Raw genomic sequence first — 14892 nt, 5'->3', positions numbered from 1 at the left:
GGTAGTGCTTATTCACCATCGTGTTCCAGGACTCCTGATCTCCCGGGACCATCAACATCCCAGGTTCAAGTGTCCAAGATCAGGGGGCAACTCCCGGGCGCTGTGGCCGCCTTCGTTGTCCCACACGGTGGCCGGGTCGACGCCTTCGCCGCGTGCCGCGGTCCGTGCGGTGCGGGATGCGGCGAGGATGGCCGGAGCGTGCAGTTGATTGCTCGGGTCGGCGGCCGTGGCCATGGCGATGTCTGCGGTAGCGGCGGGGACCTCGGGTGGCACGACGAGCAGGTCGAGCTGGTCGCCGCGCTCGGTGGTGGCGATCAACATGGCGGGGTCGACGGTGCTGAACCATCCGGCCCGCACCACGCGGCTGCCGACCGCGAGGCGCCGGAAGTGGCAATCCCAGCTGTGGCTGTTGAGCATCAGCTGACGGACCGGTCCGTACCGTTCGTTCAGGGCCAGGATCAAGCCCGGAAGTTCCGCCACCGGGTCCCTGGAGCGGGGCCACCACCCGCCGTCGAGGACAGCTCGTGTGGCCCGTACAGCGGTGAGCGACAGCCTCGGCTGGGTCGGTGGTTCTGGCGGAACGACGGTGGCGCGCTGGGCGGCGGTGAACATGACTCGCCCCTCTCCTGACCTGCGGCTGCCACCGGGACGATGACCGGTACGGGAGCCTGCAGTTGCGTCGGCACGGCTCGGTCCGTGCCGAGCGGACTGTGGTCCGACGGCGGTGTACGTATCGGTCACCGGGCTCTGGAGTGCCGAAGCCAACTCTACGCCTGCAACGCGGCCCGGGAATGACGCGCTGACCTGTCGACGCTCCTGACGGCCTCTGCGGTCTCATCGTATGGGGTCGACCGGGGGACCGAACCGAAGGTGCTGCGTCCCGATCGCCGACCCGCGCTCGGCTTACCTGGTGGGCCTGCCCCGACCTGGAACTGTTCCACAAGCTGGAGATTCAGCATTTCTCCGAGGCCGAGGCGGAGCTCATCCGATCCCGCCGTCGTACTGTCCACGCCGCAGGCGGCCTGCAGACAGGATCGGCACCGGACCAGGCGCGCCGCGGAGGACGTGTCCGCGGGGCCGTCGCTCTCCTTGGCTGCGCTCTCGGCCTCTTGGACCGTTCTCGAAGCTCATTGCACCGCGGAAACGACCCGCTCCCCGCCGACACCGGGTTAACAACCGACGTGCGGGTAGGACGGAGAGTCGGACGATTCGCTTTAGGGGGCCTGATGTTCATCCTCGGCGTGATCCTGTTCTTGCTTGGATTTTTCCTGCACATCACGATCCTGACGATCATTGGCGTGATCCTGCTCGTGATCGGGGCGGTGCTGTTCCTCCTGGGCGCGGTGGGGCGGCCGGTCGCCGGGCGACGGCACTACTGGTAGCTGGCCTCCACCTGGGGCACGTTCGTGAAGAACCGGTGCCCGCCGACATCGAAGCGCCAGCCCTCGCGCTCGACGGTACGGCTGAACCGCCCGCGATGTCGTCGGCCTCCAGAACGCGAACCGGTACACCGCGTTGGGCCAGTTTGTACGCGGCGGTCAGTCCCGCCGGACCGGCCCCGATGACGATGATCGGTCGTTGCACGAGGTGTGACATGTCGGTCCCTTGCGACGGAATCGGCAGGCCCGGCGATCACGCACGGTGCCCGCCGCGGACTCCTGCTGGCCGGGTGGTGCGCGTGCTGGCCGGGTGGTGCGCGCGGGCACGATCCCGTCCCGATCTGACACGCCGTCAACGGCGACGTCCTTCTCCACACGGACAGGCACCGCGAGGAAGACAAGGTCGCAATCATCACCCGCAGGCGGCTGTTCGACTACCCGCTACCTGCCCGACCGGTGGTGTACCCGCCAGCGGCGGGATGCCGGTTTTGTTGGTCGCCGGGCTCTCGGACGGCACGCTCGCTCAACGCCGGTTCGCGGCCGAGGGCGATGACGCCAACCCGCCGCGGTGAGGCTTTGTTGCTGGCACTCGGCAGGACGAGTGTTCCACCGTAGGTTGCACTCAGATGCCCACGGGGAATCCGCTCAGGTGACCCGGGCGGAGCGCTGCCTCGTGACGGTGATGTCGAGCCGGATGGGCAGGTCGGGGACGCCGAGGGCGTGGCGCGCGTGGGCGAGCGCGTTGGTTTCGATGTGCCGGCGCAGCGCGGCCAGGTCGGCGTTTTGTTGAGTGTTGACGGTGACGGCCAGCTGTGGTTTGGTCGGGTCGCCTTCGAGGTGGGTCCGGGCGGAGTGCACGCCCCGGTAGCTTTCGATCTCGCCGGACAGTGCGTCGCCCAGCGCAGTGGAGGTGAGGGTGGTGCGCCCGGCGGAGTGGTCTCCTGCCACGGTGATGTCGGCGAGCCGGCCGGTGGAGAACAGGACGGTGAGCAGCCAACGCAGACTCAACAGTGCGATGACGACCGCGATCACGGCCACGGCTGGCCACACCCAGCCGCCGTGCGCGCCGATGAAATGGCTGATGCTGTTGTCCAGCAGGTTCCGGTGCGCTGCATCTTCGCCGAAGACGCCGGCGCCGAGGAGCATGCCGGAGACGCCGAGGGCCAGCAGGAGCAGCCCGAGGAGGGCCAGTGCGGCGCGGTTGACACGGTCGGCGTGCATCAGCGCCCCCTGGTGGAGATCCGGACGGCCAACTTCGGTGGACGACGCAGGTCAAGGGCGTCGAGGCGGGCCCGCGCGGCGCGGGTGACGCTGTCGTCGATCGAGGAGGCCAGCGACGGCTCGTGTGCGACGGCGTGCGCGTGGACGCGGATGCGCCGGCGCCGGACGGTGACCGTGGTGCGCTCGACTCCGTCGACTTCGGTGACCGCGGTGCGGACGGCTTGCGCGACGCCGCGGCGGGTGTAGGCGGCGTCGATGGCCGGGTCGTCGCCGTCGGTGACCAACCTGGTCGGTCGGCGTGGCTTGAGCTCTGCGGTCAGGAGGGCCAGCCCCAGTAGGCACAGCAGCAGGCAGATGAGTCGGACGCTGCCGGCGTCCCAGGTGGTGCGCTGGGCCCACCGGTAGGTGGCGTGCCAGTCGATGACGGCGGGCGGGCGCCCGGTCCAGGCGGCGATGAGGTCCGCGACGAGCACTATTGCGGCTGCGATGAAGGTGAGGCTGACGAGCAGGGCGAGCAGGCGGTTGAGCAGTTTCACGGCGGCGCGTCCCTTCGCCTCTACCGCGCCCGCGGTGGCGGTGGGATCTCGGTGACCAGGTCGGTTACCGCGATGCGTGCCTCGGCGATGGTCAGCCCGGTCAGGGCGGTCAGCCGTTCACGTACGTGCTGGCGGACGGCGGCGGTGACCTGCGGCACCGATGCCGGCCAGCGCACGCTGATCGCCAGATCGATGAAGGCGACGTTCCCGTTGACCTGGGCGGACGCCTTGGGAAGGCCGGTGAGGTTCGTCTGCCGGAAACCGAGGTGCCCGGCACCGGGTATGACCTGACCGAGCAGGCGGGCCGCCGCGGCGCCGGCGTCAGCTGTTTCCAGCACCGCGCGGGAGGCCAGCTTCGCCACGACCGTGTCGGCGATGGTGATCGACCCGGGGACGGTGTCGTCGGCCTGGTCGGGGACTTCTTCTACCGTCGGGGGTTGGGGGGCGGCGGTCATCGTCTACCGCTCCGATTGGCGGAGTAGGCACTCAGGTCCACTTCGCCGCTGAGCACCTTGGCGGCGCCGAAGCCGAGCGCGGCGAACAGCGCCACGATCAACATTTGACCGAAGCTGCCGAAGGCCAGCGCGAATCCCAGCGCCATGCCCACCGCAGTGCCGAAGACGATATGGTTCATGTCTGTCACATCCTTGTGCGACGGCGGGGCGGCTATCGGACCCGCGCCGGTCGGCGGCATCGTCGCGACAGCGCCCGGATCAATCGGACCATCAACGGCCGACGACGCATGACGATCACCCGCACCCGGTCGGATGCCTCCGGCGGACCGGCGTGGTCGAGCCGTGCCAGGCCGGCGATGAAGACAGCGGTGTCGCCGCCGCGGTCGGGATGATGGGCCCGGATGAACGCGCGGCGCGCCCGCCACTGCTGTTCCTCGTTCATTGATCCTGGCCGCTGACTGTGATCGGAACTTCCCTAGCCGAACGGTCCATTGCGGGTGCAGCCGGGTCAGTCAGGTCGGCGATGATCACGTCGACGCGTCGAGCGGGCGCGAGGGCTCGCAGCGCGTGGCGGATCTGCGCGGCGACCTCGACGGCGGGCACGGCCCATCGCGCGCGGACCTGAACCTCCAGCATGTGCGGGTCGACCCGCACGCCGTAGACCTGCCGGCCAGGCAGATACGTGGCCGGTCCACCCGGTCGGCCGCTGTACAGGTCGTCCACACCGGGGCAGGCCCGCACCGTAACGGCCACCGCGTCGATGTCGACACCGTCGACCACCACTGCCGTCTGCCCGGCGAGGACGGAGGTGCTCATGACACCCGCGACTCGTCCCGGGCTTCGCCAGACTCCGGTAGGTGGACGTCGTCGACGTTGATATTGACCTCTACGACCTCCAGGCCGGTCATCCGCTCGACAGTCTGTTTGACGTTGCGCTGGATGCCACGTCCGAGATCGGCGATGCTGACCCCGTACTCCACGACAATGTCCAGGTCGACGGCTGCCTCGGTCTCACCGACCTCGACGCCGACGCCTTGGGCGACGTTGGGCCCGTGGCTACCCGGGACCCGTTCCCGGATCGCGCCGAACGCGCGGCTGCCGCCGGCGCCCATGGCGTGCACGCCACCGATTTCCCGGCAGGCGATGCCAGCGATTTTCTGTACCACACCCTCGGCAACGCTGATCTTTCCTTCCTCGGTGGTCAGCCGGTTCTGCCGGGCCGGACCGGTGACTTCCGTGCTGCGGGGTGCCGGGCTCGTCTCGGCGGTGGTGTCGGTTCGTGCCACGGTCTGGGTCATGGAACTGCGCTCCTCGGTGATCGAGTTCGACGAAGACGCCGGCCAACGCGGCGGCCGCCCCAGGCCAGCCACGGCATCGGCGCCGCTGGCCCCTCAACTGCTTAGACACCCCGGGCGTCGAAACGTCGCGCCCCTGACCACCGGTTTCTTTGCCGACTACGGGGCATAACGTGCTCATGGACCGCCGTTGCAGCACCGCTGGATGGTGAGCGCCAGGCGTTACCGGGTTTATCGCCAGGCCTACCCGCCACATTTCACTTCGCCACCGTGCAGCACCCGAAAGTATGGAACCCGCGATCGACGACGCCTACCTGGTTCGGCGCGCACGCGAGGGCTACCTCGACGCCTACCAGGTACTCGTCGAACGCCACGGCCCGCGCGCCTACCGGGTCGCCTTGAGGCTGCTGGGGAACCGCGAGGACGCCGAGGACGTCACCCAGGACGCGCTCCTGGCCGCGTGGCAAGCCCTGCCCACCTTCCGCGCCGAAGCCAGCTTCGCCACCTGGCTGTGCCGCATCGTCACCACCCGCGCCCTGAATAAGAGCACCCGAACGGCGCGGACCGAAACGCTCAACGAAACGCCCGACCCTGCACGCGGACCGGCAGAACAAGCCGAACAGGACCTGATCGCCACCGCGGTCGCCGAAGCCATCGACGCGCTGCCCGCCGCGCAGCGCCTCGCACTGATCCTGCACCAGTTCGAGGGGCTCAGCTACAACGAGATCGCCGAGATCACCGACAGCACAGTCGCGGCGGTCCGTAGCCACCTCTACCGCGCACGGCGCACACTTGCCACAACGCTGCAGGACTGGAGGTGACGACACCCCCGATGAGCATCGAAGTACCGTACGGCGATCCCGGCGCCGACCCGGCGTCGCTGCTGCGAACCCCCGACGGTCGGCTGGCCTGCGGAGCCGACATCGACGACCTCCTCGAGCACGTCGCCGACCGCAACGCCACCGAGTTCGACGCACACCAGGCAGACTGTCCCCACTGCAGGGCTGCCCTGACCGAGCTCGGCGACCTGTGGACCCCAATCCTCGCCCTCGCCGCCATCCCGATCACCGCGCCGCCGGCCATGACCGCCACCGTCATGCGCCGCCTCGCCCAACTGCTCCACGACGTCTGGTACACCCTGGAGCCGACCGGAGCCGGCAGCATCCGGGTGGCCGCCCGCGCCGTGGCGGTCCTGGCCCGTAACGCCGCCATGCGCGTACCAGGCGTACGCATCGCCTCCGGTCGCAGCACTCATGAGCCACTGGCGACCCTGACCGACACCGCCACACGGCATCACCGCTATCCCCACACGGCCGTCGGCCTCCTCGGACAGACCGCCGCCATCGAACTCGCCCTCGCCGTCACCTACGGCGAACCCATCAACGACGTCGCTCGGGAGGTACAACGCCGCGTCATCAACGAACTCCGCGACACCATCGGCCTGCACCACATCACGATCAACGTAACCGTAGACAACGTGGTCCAGCCATCATGAGGCGTAACGCTACCCCCCGCCGCGGACTCGCACAGCTCGCGCCCAGGCGGGCAACGGGATGCCGTCGCGGGACCCGGCCACCGCCGGCCGTCCTCGCCGACGGCGGGTGCGACGAGCGCGCGGAGCGAGGTGTACACGCGTGGCCTGCCGATCCCGCCGGTCGTGGATGAGCAGGTCGTCGGGTGTCCCGAGTGGACGGTCGAGGTCAAGCTCGGTCACCAGCGCCGCGATGGTTGTCGACTCGCTGCCGACACCACGGGCCTCGGGCCCGTCTCGACATCCGCCGGCACGGTGCCGTGGACGCGGGTGCCCGATAGGTGGCCGAACCTGTGTGAGGGTGCTGTCCGGCGCCATGTGCGGTGCCCTTCGGGCCCGCCCTCATCGATGTCGGATGCCGGCCACCGTTGTGGTCACGAGGTGCGGCGGTTCCGTAGGCACAGGAGCCGCTCCGCGGTGAGATAGCCGGCAGCACCAGCCGAGACGGCGAGCGTAACTGTGATCATCGCGCCGGTGACGCAGAGCGGCCACGTCGGCCGCGCCGGCGTGCAGGCCAGGAGTCGCGGCGACGCCGTGCTGTGTTTCGGACCGAGCCGAGCAGGCGGCGGCCAAGGCCGAAACTCGGCCTTGGCCGCCGCTGTTGCGGGTTCAGCCGATGCCGGCGCGCTCGGCGGTGAGCCTGCCCAGCAGTTCGTGGGCGCGCACGGCGCGGTCGGCGTCTTCGCGGCGGACCTGTTCGATGAACGCTTGGACGTCGTCGTGGCCCTTGGCGTCGGCGGCGTACTTCGCGCACACCTGGCTGCCTTTGAGGGCGTGGTACTGGATACTGACGAGGTCGTAGACGATGTCGTCGGCAGGGGTATGAGACTCGGCCATTTGCATAACTCCTTGTCGTCTTCTGCCGTCGCTGGTTACCTGACGCCTACCCGCAGGTCGCCGACGAACCCGTCTGCAGACGCCGGGGCAGCGTGTACGGCGACCTCGGGCAAGACCTGTCGCGGCGCGGGATGTCGCCACGCCACGCGCCCGTGCGTCGCCGCGCTGCTCGATGAACTCTTTGAAGCGCCGGGTGTCCGCTTTTCACCTGGAGCTCGTCGCCCCACGCAGCAGCAACGGGCAGTCCTCACAGAGCCCATGAGCGGGCGTAGAACCCGACCCATGGGGCATCGAGTGCGTCAGGACCTGATGTCTGCAACGCACACATCACCCGAACGCGTGAGGAGATTGCCATGAACGAGGAACACACTCTGGTCCGGACCCTGCACGACGTCGGTGCCGCGGTTTGGCTGGGCGGATCGCTCATGGGCGCGGTCGGTCTCAACGGTGCGTCGAAGGACGTCACCGACCCCGACGACCGGACCCGGACCGCCGCCCGTGGCTGGGCCCGGTGGGCACCGGTGTCCGCGGCGGCGATCGGCGCGCACCTGCTCGGCGGACTCGGACTGCTCATCGCCAACCGCGGCCGCGTCCTCAGCCAGTCCGGCGTCACCGCGAACACCGCGGTCAAGACCGCGCTGACCCTCGCCGCGATTGGGACCACCGCCTACAGCGGCGTACTCGGCGTCAGGCTGGCCCGCGCCGGGAAGGTCCCCGCTGAAGGCGGTACCGTCCCTTCGGACGCCACCCCGCACGACGTCGCCGTCACACTGCAGCAGCTGCGGGCATTGCAGTGGGTCACCCCCGCCCTCACCACCGCGATCGTCGCGCTCGGCGCGCAGCAGGGCGAACAGCAACGCCCCAGCCGGATGCTCGCCGGCGTGGGCGCCAAACTCGCGCACGCCGCCGGCCGATAACAGGTTCCCGCCGCCGCCCTGCGGGCGGCGGCGGTTCAATCAGTTCCATCGGCAGGAGGACGCTGAATCGACGCACGCACGTACGGCGTGGCCGCGTCCCGGTTGATCAGACGGTCGCCGAGATCGGCGGGGTGTCCGTCGGCCGGGGTTTCGGCCCAGGCAGCGCTAGACGGAAAATGTTCTTCCAGACGTTGGCGGTCTGGCGGACCAAAGAGCCGGTGTTGTACCGCAGGCCGTAGCGCTGGCACAGGTCACGGACCTTGGGAGCGATCTCGGCGTACCGATTGCTGGGCAGATCTGGGAACAGATGATGTTCGATCTGATGGCTGAGGTTGCCGGTCATGATGTGCAGCAGCGGGCCGCCGTCGATGTTGGACGAACCGAGCAGTTGGCGGATGTACCATTCGCCGCGGCTTTCGTTCTCGAGCTGGTCTTCGTTGAAGACCTCAGAGCCGTCCGGGAAGTGGCCGCAGAAGATGACCGCGTGTGACCAGATATTGCGGGTGACATTCGCGGTGAGGTTGCCGAGCAGGGTGGGCAGGAAGGCCGGACCCGCGAGCAGCGGGAACGCTATGTAGTCTTTGACGACCTGGCGGGTGGCCTTGCGTAGGACGTCGCGGAGCTGGGTCAGCGCTTCGGCCCAGCTCTTCTCGCCGCGCCAGGCCCGTTCGAGCTCGACGTCGTAGATCGCGATGCCCCATTCGAAGCCGGCCGCCAGGATTGCGTTGGAGACGGGTTGGGTCAGGTCGACCGGGCGCCACGGCTGCTCGGGGCTGACCCGTAGGAAGGCGTAGCCGATGTCCCGGTCCTTGCCCAGGACGTTGGTGTAGGTGTGGTGCACGAAGTTGTGCGAGTGTTTCCACATGTCGGCCGGCGACGCGAAGTCCCATTCCCAGGTGCTGGAGTGGATCTGCGGGTCGCGCATCCAGTCCCACTGCCCGTGCAGGACGTTGTGGCCGATCTCCATGTTCTCCAGGATCTTCGCGACGGCCAGACACGTGGTGCCGGCCAGCCACGCCGGCGGCAACAGCGAGGCCATCAGCAGTGACCGGCCGCCGGCTTCCAGGCCCCGCTGGACCGTGATGACCCGGCGGATGTACCGGGCGTCGCCGTCGCCGAGGTCGGCGATCACCTCGTCCCGGATCCGGTCCAGTTCGCGGCCGATCTCCTTGATGTCGACATCGGACAGATGGGCGGCCGGGCCGGCGGACACGGGTGCGGTATCTGTCATTGAAAGGTCTCCCAACTGGTCGCTACAGGTCGATCTCGACGGGGCCTGCGGCCGCCGACACACAGGTTTGAATCAGCTCTCCCTCGTCGCCGTGCTCCCGACCGGTGCGCAGGTCACGTACCCGGCCGGCCCGCAGCCGGGCCACGCAGGTGTAGCAGATGCCCATGCGGCAGCCGCTGGGCATCAGCACACCGGCGTTCTCGCCGGCGACGAGCAGCGGGGTGGCGCCGTCGGCGTCGGCGTGCCGCCCGCTGACGGTGAACGTGACCCGGCCGCCGCGGCCGCCGGACGTCACGTCGGGCCGGAATCGCTCCACATGCAGCCGGTCACCGAGCCCAGTGCGTCGCCAGTGCCGCTCGGCCTGCTCGAGCAGACCGGCCGGCCCGCAGGCCCAGACATCGCGGTGATGCCAGTCCCGGCAGATCCCGCGCAGCTGCGCCATCGTCAGCCGGCCGCCGTCACGGGTGTACCACTCGTGCAACCGCAGCCGCGGAAACCGGGCGGCCAGGGCCCGCAGCTCCACACCGAAGATGACGTCCTGCGCGGTCGGTGCCGAGTGCACCAGCACCACGTCCGGCATCTCGCCCTGCGCGGCCAGGCTGCGCAGCATCGCCGCCACCGGCGTGATCCCGCTACCGGCCGTCAGGAACAGCAACCGGGCCGGCAAAGGCTCCGGCAGTACGAACTCACCCTGCGCCGGCGTGAGGTGGACGATGGTTCCCGGCGCCGTCCGACGCGCCAGGTAGGGTGAGATCAGCCCGTCCGGGGCCGCTTTCACCGTGATCGTGATACACCCGTCGGCCCGTTCCGGCGGCGAGGACACCGAGTAGCTGCGCGCATGCCGCACCCCGCCGACGTCCACGCCGACCCGTACGAACTGCCCGGCCCGGTGCCGCCCCCAGCCACGCCCGGGACGGATCACCAGGCTGGTCGCGTCCGCGGTCTCCGGCACTACCGCCTCGACCCGTCCGCGCACCTCCCGGGACGACCACAGCGGATTGAGCAACCCGAGATAGTCGTCCGGCAGGAGCGGCGTGGTCAACCACGCGGCGGCCGCGAGCAGGCGGTCGCGAACGCTGAGCCGGCTTGCTCCCCTGACCGTCTCTACCGTGGCCCCGGTCTTGGCTTCGGACGCAAGAGCCAACCCGCGCACCCCCTTCACGTCGGCTGTCACCTGCCCTGCCCCGACCGGCACCTAACCTCGCCCTGTGGCTGAGAGACCGGATGACGCCCCGTTGGTCGGTCCGGCGTCGGCCGTGATCTTGCGGGTCACACCGGACCGGCCAGCGCCGAGCAGAACCAGCCGCGCACTCATCGGCGGCAGCTTCCGCGAGCAGCTACTGGACCTGCAGCACGCCGGAGCGTGATCGGCACGGGCGTTGCAGACGACAGCCACCCATCTGTTTCCCGACCTGCCGAGCAACCGGTACGCCGAGATCGCCCCGAAAGTCCGCGACCTCTTCGAACGGTTCGGGTTCCGGCACAACACCGGCTCCCTCGCCCACCTGACCGCCGGCGTCTGGAAAACCACAGCCCGTCTCGCCCTGCCGGGCCAGAAATCAGCCGACGGGACGGCAGCAGCCATGGCACCCCGTTACGGATCCCGGACCGGCAACCGAGCGACCCGCGCCCCATAGGCGCGGGTCGGCGTTGTTCAACAGCTTTGCTCCGCAGGTCCGTCCGATGGCCGGGTAGCCCGTCCTCAGCGATCGAGACCGGCCTTGTCGACGTTGCGGTGGAACCGCATGCCGGCCATGCCACCGAGCACCGCGCCGACCAGAGCTGCGACGATGGCCACGACCAGGGCGATGATGCCGCCGGTCGTCAGGTCGCCCTCGTTGATCGGGATTCGGGGAAAGCCGTTGAGTTTGCTGAGGATATCGTACTTACTGCCCAGCAGCGCCCCGATGACGGCAATGATCACGGCGATCGCGATCGACCACACCCAGACGGCGATGCCCTGCTTAATACCGTTGAAGCGCGCCATCCGGCCGGCGACATAGCCGCCGCAGAAGTAGGCGACCAACAGGATCACCAGCAGCGCGATACCCCCGACGATACCGATCGTGGTCGTCTGCTGGCCGGCCTTGCCGGCGGCGTTCGTGGCGTTGGTACCGGTGGCCACGCCGACAGCGGTGCCGGCGGCGGCGAGCAACGCCGTGAGGATGACGGCGGTGCCGATGGCGGTGAGCCAGCCGAAGAATGCCGAACCCCATTTGATCCCGCCGTAGCGCTCCTGCTCACGGTCGAGGACCGTGTGCCGGTCCGAGGGCACCGAGCGGGCACCGTCGTCCGGCTCTGCACCATCGAAGCGCGGATCGCGGTCACGGGCGCGACCTGTGTCACGCCGGGGCGGCATGGGCTCGTCCCTCCGCCCGGCACCGGCTCCGTATGCGTCCCGTTCGTGGTTCATCAGTCCTCCAACAGATGGTGGATGATCGCTTGGTCCGGCGGCCGCCCACGTACCAACGTCCACCTCGGCTGTTGTACAGAAAGCCACGATCGGCAGGGACGCCTCATCCCGGACACCACACCGGCATCCGTGGTCCGCGGTGTCTTCACCGTTGCGGGCATCCGGACCGGATCCGTCGGCGTACGCGCCAGGGCCCGTACCAGCTCATGCCCGGCCACGGGGGTACCGGCGGCCGCGGACGCCAGGTTCGCCACGACGCACCGCATGGCGCCGACGCGCAACTCCCGCACTTCCCGCGTGTGCGGAAGTAAACATCAACGCCGGCTACACGCAGACACACTCGTCCGCACGCTGCACGACGTCGGTGCCGCAGTCTGGCTGGGCGGATCGCTCATGGGCGCGATCGCTCTCAACGGTGCGTCGAACGACGTCACCGACCCCGACGACCGGACCCGCACCGCCGCCCGTGGCTGGGCCCGGTGGGCACCGGTGTCCGCCGCCGCGATCGGCGCACACCTGCTCGGAGGCTCGGACTGCTCATCGCCAACTGGTCCACGCCTGACCCGGCGGGCAGCCGACTCGACCGGCAGGACGCCGATCTTCTCATGAGCGGTGACGCAAGGTGCTGCCGTCAGGGCCTCGCCCTCGGTACCGGCGTCAGGCCCGAATGGCGTCAAGCGCCTTGCGAAGGGCCTCGTCGGTGCGTGCGGGCGCAGGTCCAGCATCTTCGCGCCGATCTCCTGCAACTGGTTGCGGTGACTGGGTGCTCATCCGCCGGCTGTGTGGGCCGTTGCGGCGGCAGTTGCGGGTGCGGTGGCCAGGACGGCGGCTGCGGCGGTGGCCAGGACCGCGACCACAGCGTAAGGCGCCCAGCCGGCCCGTACGGTGTCGTGCAGGACCGCGATCCCGATGGCGGACGGTGCGATGACCTCGACGATCCACAGCACCGCGGTGACCGGCCCGACCTGCCCGTGCTGTAGCGCGTGCGCGTAGAGCAGCATCCCGGTCACCCCGAACCCCGCCAGTGCCCAGGTGAGGGGTTCGGCGGCGAGCGCGCCCAGGACGGCTGGCACGTCCCGCATCGCGGGTGCGGACAACGGCAGCGCACGGGCACACAGCGCTGCCCCGCCGAACGCCAGCCCGGCCAGTGCCGCGCTCGCACCCGGCGAACCCGCCCGTGCGGCGACCCATCCGCAGACCGCGACCAGGACCGTCGCCGCGACCAGGCCGAACCGGATCATGGCCGAGGGCCGGACCTGGTCCTGCGGGCCTGCGGACAAGGCCAGGACCGTGAGCGCGAGGACGGTGACCGCGACGGCGGCGCAGTCGCGGCGCCGGATCCGGGCGGCCAGCAGCAGGCGGGCGGCGAGGACGGTGACCGCGAGGGAGCCGGCGAGGACGGCCTGGACCTGGTAGACCGCCAGGGTGCGCAGTGCCACGAGGGACGCCAGCCAGGCCAGCAGGTCACAGCCGAGGCCGGCAATGTACAGCGGGTGGCGCAGGGCGTGCAGGGTGCCGGTGCTGCGGCGGGCGGCGAGGGCCTGGGTCACCGAGCCGGCGCCGTAGCTGACCGCCGCGGCCACCGCGAACGCCAACGCCGCCACGGGCGCGACGGTCATGGCCGACCACTCTCCGGTGACGGTGTTCCGACGGGCGATGCGTGCCGGCCGAAGAGCGGCACTTCCGCCAGGCCTGCATGTCTCTCGGCTGCTGAAACGGTCCTTTCACCAGCTCCAAGTCGGCATCCTGGTCTCGGCCGATGAGTTCACCCTCGTCGCAGTGCTCACGGCCGGTGCCCGCCCGATAGGACGGATCATCAGGCTCGCCGCGGAGGCCGGTCTCCGGCTATTCAACCCACGGCTCCACACGCCCGCGGCGGCAAGGGCGGCAGATGACGACAACCGGTGCCCCCCAACTTCGCGCCACCTACCCGAGTGCCCGCGGCGCTAACCTCCGCAACGCAACGCGACCGGCCACAGCGCTGCGCTCGACAACCATGGCCGAGGGCGACGAGCGACACTCCCGCGGTGCGGCATCGTCTACGCACGGTTGAATCCGCCTGTGCTGGGTAGCCCATCGCGTGTACCGGCCACCGCTTTCAGCGTCGGCGTTGCGGGAGCGGCCGCGCGACCGTGAAGGGCGAAACAGCAACGGTCGGCTCCGGAACCCGGGCGACGCATCATCGGCACGATCACGATGCGCACCTGAAAGGTCCACCATGACAACACCGGCGGCATCGACCAACCAACCCCGTCGCGGCAGTGCCGTACAACGTGTCGCGGCACCCGGCAGCGACTACGCCGACCTGCTGCACCAGGTCAAGGCAGCCGGCCTGCTGCAGCGGCGGCACGGCTACTACCTGACGAAGATCGCGGTGACCGGCGGACTCTTCGTCGCGGCATGGACCTGCTTCGCCGTGCTGGGCGACTCGTGGTGGCAGCTCACCGTCGCCGCGTTCCTCGCCGTGATATTCACCCAGATCGGCTTCCTCGGCCACGACGCCGGACACCGGCAGATCTTCCGCTCGAAACGGGTCAACGACCTCGTCGGCCTGCTGCACGCCAACCTGGCTATCGGGCTGAGCTACGGCTGGTGGGTCGACAAACACCAACGCCACCACACCCACCCCAACCAGGAGGACCGCGACCCGGACCTCGACATCGGCGCACTGGCCTTCACCACGCGGCAGGCCCGCGCCAAACGGGGTCCGGTGACCCGGTTCATCGCCCGCCATCAGCGCTGTCTGCTTTTCCCGCTGCTGCTGCTGGAGGCGGTACAACTCCACGCGTCCAGCGTCCGGGCCCTGACCGCCCGTGGGCTGCACCACCGCTGGTGGGAGACGCTGCTGCTCCTCCTGCACACCGCCGGCTACCTGACCGCGGTGCTGCTGGTGCTCTCCCCGCTCAAGGCGGTCGCGTTCATCGTCGTGCAGCAGGCGTTGTTCGGTCTGTATCTGGGGTGCTCGTTCGCGCCCAATCACAAGGGCATGCCGATCAACGCCACTGACGACCGGACCGACTTCCTGCGCCGGCAGGTGCTCACCGCCCGTAACGTCCGCGGCGGCCGGCTCGTCGACT

At 69.6% G+C, this 14892-nt stretch carries 18 protein-coding genes and 1 pseudogene; 6 read left to right on the top strand and 13 right to left on the bottom strand.

Translation table 11 applies throughout. From position 1 onward, the window contains the following. Positions 1–51: 51 nt before the first annotated feature. Positions 52–612 carry a DUF5994 family protein gene (locus AB0367_RS37820; RefSeq protein WP_366231338.1) on the bottom strand — a complete coding sequence of 187 codons (561 nt, stop codon included), beginning with the start codon at positions 610–612 and terminating at the stop codon, positions 52–54. Positions 613–1226: 614 nt separating this feature from the next. Between AB0367_RS37820 and AB0367_RS37815 the strand changes: the two genes are divergently transcribed. After that, a complete protein-coding gene (locus AB0367_RS37815; RefSeq protein WP_366231337.1) occupies positions 1227–1382 on the top strand; it encodes a DUF6131 family protein in 156 nt (51 codons plus the stop codon). Between the two features lie 109 nt (positions 1383–1491). Here the strand turns inward: AB0367_RS37815 and AB0367_RS37810 are convergent. The 7 genes and pseudogenes from AB0367_RS37810 to AB0367_RS37780 all read right to left on the bottom strand — a co-directional run. Beyond that, positions 1492–1596, bottom strand: a pseudogene (locus AB0367_RS37810) (NAD(P)-binding protein); the annotation flags it as partial. A gap of 428 nt (positions 1597–2024) precedes the next feature. Further along, positions 2025–2600: an alkaline shock response membrane anchor protein AmaP gene (gene amaP / locus AB0367_RS37805; protein ID WP_366231336.1), complete on the bottom strand. Its 576-nt coding sequence runs from the start codon at positions 2598–2600 to the stop codon at positions 2025–2027. Then, the gene (locus AB0367_RS37800) at positions 2600–3136 is read right to left on the bottom strand and encodes a DUF6286 domain-containing protein (RefSeq protein ID WP_366231335.1); all 537 of its coding nucleotides are present in this window, start codon (positions 3134–3136) and stop codon (positions 2600–2602) included. Before AB0367_RS37800 ends, amaP begins: the two co-directional genes overlap by 1 nt. 20 nt (positions 3137–3156) lie before the next feature. Continuing rightward, positions 3157–3591: an Asp23/Gls24 family envelope stress response protein gene (locus AB0367_RS37795; protein WP_366231334.1), complete on the bottom strand. Its 435-nt coding sequence runs from the start codon at positions 3589–3591 to the stop codon at positions 3157–3159. Next, positions 3588–3770, bottom strand: coding sequence for a hypothetical protein (locus tag AB0367_RS37790; RefSeq protein WP_366231333.1), 183 nt, complete (start codon positions 3768–3770; stop codon positions 3588–3590). The genes AB0367_RS37795 and AB0367_RS37790 overlap by 4 nt, the downstream gene beginning before the upstream one ends. A 259-nt stretch (positions 3771–4029) precedes the next feature. Beyond that, positions 4030–4407, bottom strand: a complete 378-nt coding sequence (locus tag AB0367_RS37785; protein WP_366231332.1) for a hypothetical protein — start codon at positions 4405–4407, stop codon at positions 4030–4032. After that, positions 4404–4889, bottom strand: a complete 486-nt coding sequence (locus AB0367_RS37780) for an Asp23/Gls24 family envelope stress response protein (protein ID WP_366231331.1) — start codon at positions 4887–4889, stop codon at positions 4404–4406. The genes AB0367_RS37785 and AB0367_RS37780 overlap by 4 nt, the downstream gene beginning before the upstream one ends. A gap of 284 nt (positions 4890–5173) precedes the next feature. On the opposite strand from AB0367_RS37780, the gene AB0367_RS37775 reads away from it, so the two are divergent. Both AB0367_RS37775 and AB0367_RS37770 read left to right on the top strand, forming a co-directional pair. Next, positions 5174–5707, top strand: a complete 534-nt coding sequence (locus AB0367_RS37775; RefSeq protein WP_366231330.1) for a sigma-70 family RNA polymerase sigma factor — start codon at positions 5174–5176, stop codon at positions 5705–5707. Positions 5708–5718: 11 nt separating this feature from the next. Beyond that, positions 5719–6381 (top strand): Asp23/Gls24 family envelope stress response protein, encoded by a 663-nt coding sequence (locus AB0367_RS37770; RefSeq protein WP_366231329.1) that lies wholly within the window; start codon positions 5719–5721, stop codon positions 6379–6381. A gap of 645 nt (positions 6382–7026) precedes the next feature. Here the strand turns inward: AB0367_RS37770 and AB0367_RS37765 are convergent. Then, positions 7027–7254 carry a hypothetical protein gene (locus AB0367_RS37765; protein ID WP_366231328.1) on the bottom strand — a complete coding sequence of 76 codons (228 nt, stop codon included), beginning with the start codon at positions 7252–7254 and terminating at the stop codon, positions 7027–7029. 353 nt (positions 7255–7607) lie between these two features. Between AB0367_RS37765 and AB0367_RS37760 the strand changes: the two genes are divergently transcribed. Continuing rightward, the gene (locus AB0367_RS37760) at positions 7608–8171 is read left to right on the top strand and encodes a hypothetical protein (protein ID WP_350557073.1); all 564 of its coding nucleotides are present in this window, start codon (positions 7608–7610) and stop codon (positions 8169–8171) included. A gap of 106 nt (positions 8172–8277) precedes the next feature. On the opposite strand, the gene AB0367_RS37755 is transcribed toward AB0367_RS37760, so the two are convergent. The 3 genes from AB0367_RS37755 to AB0367_RS37745 form a co-directional block, all read right to left on the bottom strand. Next, positions 8278–9402 (bottom strand): acyl-CoA desaturase, encoded by a 1125-nt coding sequence (locus tag AB0367_RS37755; RefSeq protein ID WP_366231327.1) that lies wholly within the window; start codon positions 9400–9402, stop codon positions 8278–8280. Between the two features lie 22 nt (positions 9403–9424). Beyond that, positions 9425–10465: a ferredoxin reductase gene (locus AB0367_RS37750; protein WP_366231339.1), complete on the bottom strand. Its 1041-nt coding sequence runs from the start codon at positions 10463–10465 to the stop codon at positions 9425–9427. Between the two features lie 639 nt (positions 10466–11104). Then, positions 11105–11677, bottom strand: a complete 573-nt coding sequence (locus AB0367_RS37745) for a hypothetical protein (protein WP_366231326.1) — start codon at positions 11675–11677, stop codon at positions 11105–11107. A 531-nt stretch (positions 11678–12208) separates the two neighbouring features. Between AB0367_RS37745 and AB0367_RS37740 the strand changes: the two genes are divergently transcribed. Continuing rightward, positions 12209–12424: a hypothetical protein gene (locus AB0367_RS37740; protein WP_366231325.1), complete on the top strand. Its 216-nt coding sequence runs from the start codon at positions 12209–12211 to the stop codon at positions 12422–12424. A gap of 158 nt (positions 12425–12582) precedes the next feature. Here the strand turns inward: AB0367_RS37740 and AB0367_RS37735 are convergent, their stop codons facing one another. Next, positions 12583–13434, bottom strand: coding sequence for a hypothetical protein (locus AB0367_RS37735; RefSeq protein WP_366231324.1), 852 nt, complete (start codon positions 13432–13434; stop codon positions 12583–12585). A 599-nt stretch (positions 13435–14033) separates the two neighbouring features. On the opposite strand from AB0367_RS37735, the gene AB0367_RS37730 reads away from it, so the two are divergent. Beyond that, on the top strand, positions 14034–14892 hold an 859-nt coding region (locus AB0367_RS37730), incomplete at its 3' end, for an acyl-CoA desaturase (protein ID WP_366231323.1).

The sequence above is a fragment of the Dactylosporangium sp. NPDC051484 genome (assembly GCF_040689395.1).
In the GTDB taxonomy this organism is placed as follows: Bacteria; Actinomycetota; Actinomycetes; order Mycobacteriales; family Micromonosporaceae; genus Dactylosporangium.
The sequence above is the reverse complement of the archived record's forward strand: the minus strand, read 5'-3'. Positions and strand labels throughout refer to the sequence as shown.